Genomic DNA, 4,307 nt, shown 5'->3' with positions numbered 1-4,307 from the left:
CGGGGCGCCGCTCCCCCGCCGCAGGGCCCGGCGGCCTGTCCGCTGTGGTCGCCGCTGCCCTGCACCACGGGGCCGAGGGAGCGCTGAGCGACCGGGGGCGCGCCGGAAACGGCGAGCGCCCCCGCCCGGGGAGGGCGGGGGCGCTCGTCACGCGCGGGGCGGGATCAGCCCTGGGCGGCGATGATCTCGCGGGCCAGGCGGGCGGTCTCGGACGGCGTCTTGCCGACCTTGACACCGGCGGCCTCGAGGGCCTCCTTCTTCGCCTGGGCGGTGCCCGAGGAGCCGGAGACGATGGCGCCGGCGTGGCCCATGGTCTTGCCCTCGGGGGCGGTGAAGCCGGCGACGTAGCCGACGACCGGCTTGGTGACGTGCTCGGCGATGAAGGCCGCGGCACGCTCCTCGGCGTCGCCACCGATCTCACCGATCATGACGATGAGCTCGGTCTCCGGGTCCTCCTGGAAGGCCTTGAGCGCGTCGATGTGGGTGGTGCCGATGACCGGGTCGCCACCGATGCCCACGGCCGAGGTGAAGCCGATGTCCCGCAGCTCGTACATGAGCTGGTAGGTCAGGGTGCCGGACTTCGAGACCAGGCCGATCTTGCCGGAGCTGGTGATGTCGGCCGGGATGATGCCGGCGTTCGACTGTCCGGGGCTGATCAGACCCGGGCAGTTCGGGCCGATGATGCGGGTCTTGTTGCCCTTGGCACCGGCGTGCGCCCAGAAGGCGGCGGTGTCGTGCACCGGGACGCCCTCGGTGATGACGATGGCCAGGCCGATCTCGGCGTCGATGGCCTCGATCGCGGCGGCCTTGGTGAAGGCCGGCGGGACGAAGAGGACCGTGACGTCGGCGCCGGTCTTCTCCATGGCCTCGGCGACGGTGCCGAAGACCGGGATCTCGGTGCCGTCGACGTCGACCGTGGTACCGGCCTTGCGCGGGTTGACGCCGCCGACGATCTGGGTGCCGGAGGCGAGCATGCGGCGGGTGTGCTTCATGCCCCCGGCGCCGGTCATGCCCTGGACGATGACCTTGCTGTCCTTGGTAAGGAAGATAGCCATGGTGTTAAGTCCCCTTCCTTACTTGTTGGCCAGCTCGGCGGCGCGGTCAGCGGCGCCGTCCATGGTGTCCACGCGCTGCACCAGCGGGTGGTTGGCGTCGTCGAGGATCTTGCGACCCAGCTCCGCGTTGTTGCCGTCCAGGCGGACGACCAGCGGCTTGGAGACGTTCTCGCCCTTGCTCTCCAGGAGCGCCAGGGCCTGCACGATGCCGTTGGCGACCGCGTCGCACGCGGTGATGCCGCCGAAGACGTTGACGAAGACCGACTTGACGTCGGGGTCGCCCAGGATGATCTCCAGGCCGTTCGCCATCACCTCGGCGGACGCGCCGCCACCGATGTCGAGGAAGTTGGCGGGCTTGACGCCGCCGTGGTTCTCACCGGCGTAGGCGACCACGTCGAGGGTGCTCATGACGAGGCCCGCGCCGTTGCCGATGATGCCGACCTGGCCGTCGAGCTTGACGTAGTTCAGGCCCTTGGCCTTGGCGGCGGCCTCCAGCGGGTTGGCCGCGGCCTTGTCCTCCAGGGCCTCGTGCTCGGGCTGGCGGAACTCGGCGTTCTCGTCCAGGGAGACCTTGCCGTCGAGCGCGATGATCTTGCCGTCACCGGACTTGATCAGCGGGTTGACCTCGACGAGGAGGGCGTCCTCCTTGATGAAGACGGTCCACAGCTTCTGCAGGACCTCGGCGACCTGGTCGGCGACCTCGGCCGGGAACTTCGCCGCGGCGACGATCTCGGCGGCCTTCTCCGGGGTGCAGCCCTCGTTGGCGTCGACCGGGATCTTGGCGAGCGCCTCGGGGTTCTGCTCGGCGACGACCTCGATCTCCACGCCGCCCTCGACGCTGGCCATGGCCAGGAAGGTGCGGTTGGTGCGGTCCAGCAGGAACGAGACGTAGTACTCGTCCTTGATGTCCGCGGTCTGGGCCAGCATCACCTTGTGAACGGTGTGGCCCTTGATGTCCATGCCGAGGATCTGCTCGGCCTTGGCGACGGCGTCCGCCGGGTCGGCGGCGAGCTTGACGCCGCCGGCCTTGCCTCGGCCGCCCACCTTCACCTGAGCCTTGACGACGGCGCGGCCGCCGAAGCGCTCCGCGATGGCGGCAGCGTCTGCGGCGGTCTCGATGACATCGCCGTCAAGCACGGGCACACCGTGCTTGGCGAAGAGGTCCCTCGCCTGGTACTCGAACAGGTCCACGTGTTTGTCCTTGTTCGTGGTCGCGGATTGTGTCTCTACGAGCGTGCCACGGCAGGATCTTCGCTGCGGGTCGTCGGGGCGGTGCGGGTACGCAGAGGTACGGCCTTGCGGCCCACACAGCCACGGGCGCTCACGTCAATCAACACGCGCGTCACGTCCGTCTGGCAGGTTATCCCCGCAGGGCCGGGCAGTTCCGCCCGGGGCCTGTCCGCCCCGGGTGAGAACCGTCACAAACAGCCCGGCGGGACGGGGTGGACGGCCGGTCCGCCGATCGCGCGGATTAGCGCGTCCGGGTGAATTCCTCACGCCCCCTGGTCGGCCCCCCTGATCAGGCCCCGCGGGATCGGGCGCTTCTCGATGGCCGCCGCCATGATCTCCGGGAACGCGTCCGGGGTGCAGGCGAAGGCCGGGGCGCCGAGCGAGGCCAGGGCGGCGGCGTGCGCGTGGTCGTACGCCGGGGCCCCCTCGTCGGAGAGCGCCAGCAGGGCGATGAACTGGACGCCGGCCGCCTTCATCGCGGCGACCCGCTTGAGCATGCCGTCCCGGATGCCGCCCTCGTACAGGTCGCTGATCAGCACCACGACGGTCTCGGAGGGCCGGGTGATCCTCGACTGGCAGTAGGCGAGCGCGCGGTTGATGTCGGTGCCGCCGCCGAGCTGGGTGGCGAACAGGACGTCGACCGGGTCGGTGAGCTGCTCGGTGAGGTCGACCACCGAGGTGTCGAAGACGACCAGGCGGGTGTCCAGGGTGCGCATCGAGGAGAGCACCGCGCCGAAGACCGCCGAGTGGACGACCGAGGGCGCCATCGAGCCGGACTGGTCGACGCAGAGGATGACGTCCTTCTTCACGGCGCGCTGGGCGCGGGCGTAGCCGACCAGCCGCTCGGGGACGACGGTGCCGTGCTCGGGCAGGTAGTTCTTCAGGTTGGCCCGGATCGTGCGGTCCCAGTCGATGTCGCGGTGGCGGGGCCGGTTGACCTTGGCGCTGCGGTCGAGGGCGCCGCCGAGGGTGGCCCGGGTGCGGTCGGCGAGCCGGCGCTCCAGGTCGGCGACCACCTTGCCGACCACCGCCCGGGCGGTCTCCCGGGTGGTCTCGGGCAGCGCGTGCTTGAGCGACAGCAGGGTGCCGACCAGGTGCACGTCCGGCTCGACGGCCTCCAGCATCTCCGGCTCCAGCAGCAGCCGGTCCAGGCCGAGCCGGGAGATCGCGTCCTGCTGCATCAGCTGCACGACGGTGGACGGGAAGTACGTGCGGATGTCGCCCAGCCAGCGGGCCACCTGCGGGGCCGAGCCGCCCAGCCCGGCACTGCGGCGGCCGCCGCGGGCGGCCCGGGCGCCCTCCTCGGGGGCGCCGCGGTAGAGCGCGCCGAGGGCGCCGTCCATCGCGGCGTCGCGGCCGCGCAGGGTGCAGCCGGTGCCGTCGGCCTCACCGCCGAGCACCAGCCGCCAGCGGCGCAGCCGTTCGTCGGTCGTGGGCGCTGCCATCTCGTCCTCCTTCGCCGGGTCGGGCGTCATGGGTCGGGTGTCGTGGGTGTCGGGTGTCTTGGGTGTCGGGTGTCTTGGGTGGGGTGTGCGGGCCGGAGGTCAGGTGTCCCGGCCGGCGGCCTGCCGGGGGATCGTCGGACGGATCCCGAGCAGCAGGGCCACCACGGGGACGGCGGCGTCGGCGCGGGCCCGGTCCAGCTCGCCGGCCTCGGCCCGGACGGCCGGGAGCTCGTCGAGCGGGCCGGCCGCGACCCGGCCGCCGATCGTGGTGCGCACACCCGCCTCCAGGGCGGCGAAGGTGCGGCGCAGCAGCGGCAGGACATCGGTGAAGACCTCGTCGCCCACCCCGGTCAGCCACTCGTCCAGCAGGGCGAGCAGCCGCGGGTCGTGCAGCAGCAGGGCGCCGCCGCCGGTCAGGAAGCCCTCGACCCAACCGGCCGCGTCCGCCGGGGCGTTGGCGACGGAGAGCACCAGCCGGAGCCGGCGGCCGGCCTCCTCGGAGTCGAGCCGGCCGTCGTCCAGCAGCAGTCGCACGGCCCGGCCGCGCAGCAGCCCGGGGGCTCCGGTGGCCGGGCCG

At 72.2% G+C, this 4,307-nt stretch carries 4 protein-coding genes; all 4 read right to left on the bottom strand.

The window, feature by feature from the left end:
• Positions 1–164: 164 nt before the first annotated feature.
• Positions 165–1,055 (bottom strand): succinate--CoA ligase subunit alpha, encoded by an 891-nt coding sequence (gene sucD / locus AE652_RS36355; protein WP_049659289.1) that lies wholly within the window; start codon positions 1,053–1,055, stop codon positions 165–167.
• Between the two features lie 18 nt (positions 1,056–1,073).
• Positions 1,074–2,246: an ADP-forming succinate--CoA ligase subunit beta gene (gene sucC, locus AE652_RS36350; RefSeq protein ID WP_049659288.1), complete on the bottom strand. Its 1,173-nt coding sequence runs from the start codon at positions 2,244–2,246 to the stop codon at positions 1,074–1,076.
• Positions 2,247–2,548: 302 nt separating this feature from the next.
• Entirely contained in the window at positions 2,549–3,730 is a 1,182-nt protein-coding gene (locus AE652_RS36345) for a VWA domain-containing protein (protein WP_049659290.1), read from the bottom strand.
• 99 nt (positions 3,731–3,829) lie between these two features.
• Positions 3,830–4,307 (bottom strand): DUF5682 family protein (locus AE652_RS36340; RefSeq protein WP_049659287.1); only part of this gene is annotated, 478 nt, incomplete at its 5' end.

It is taken from the genome of Kitasatospora sp. MY 5-36 (assembly GCF_001182915.1).
Lineage (GTDB): Bacteria > Actinomycetota > Actinomycetes > Streptomycetales > Streptomycetaceae > Kitasatospora.
This window is presented reverse-complemented; position numbering and strand designations above follow the sequence as displayed.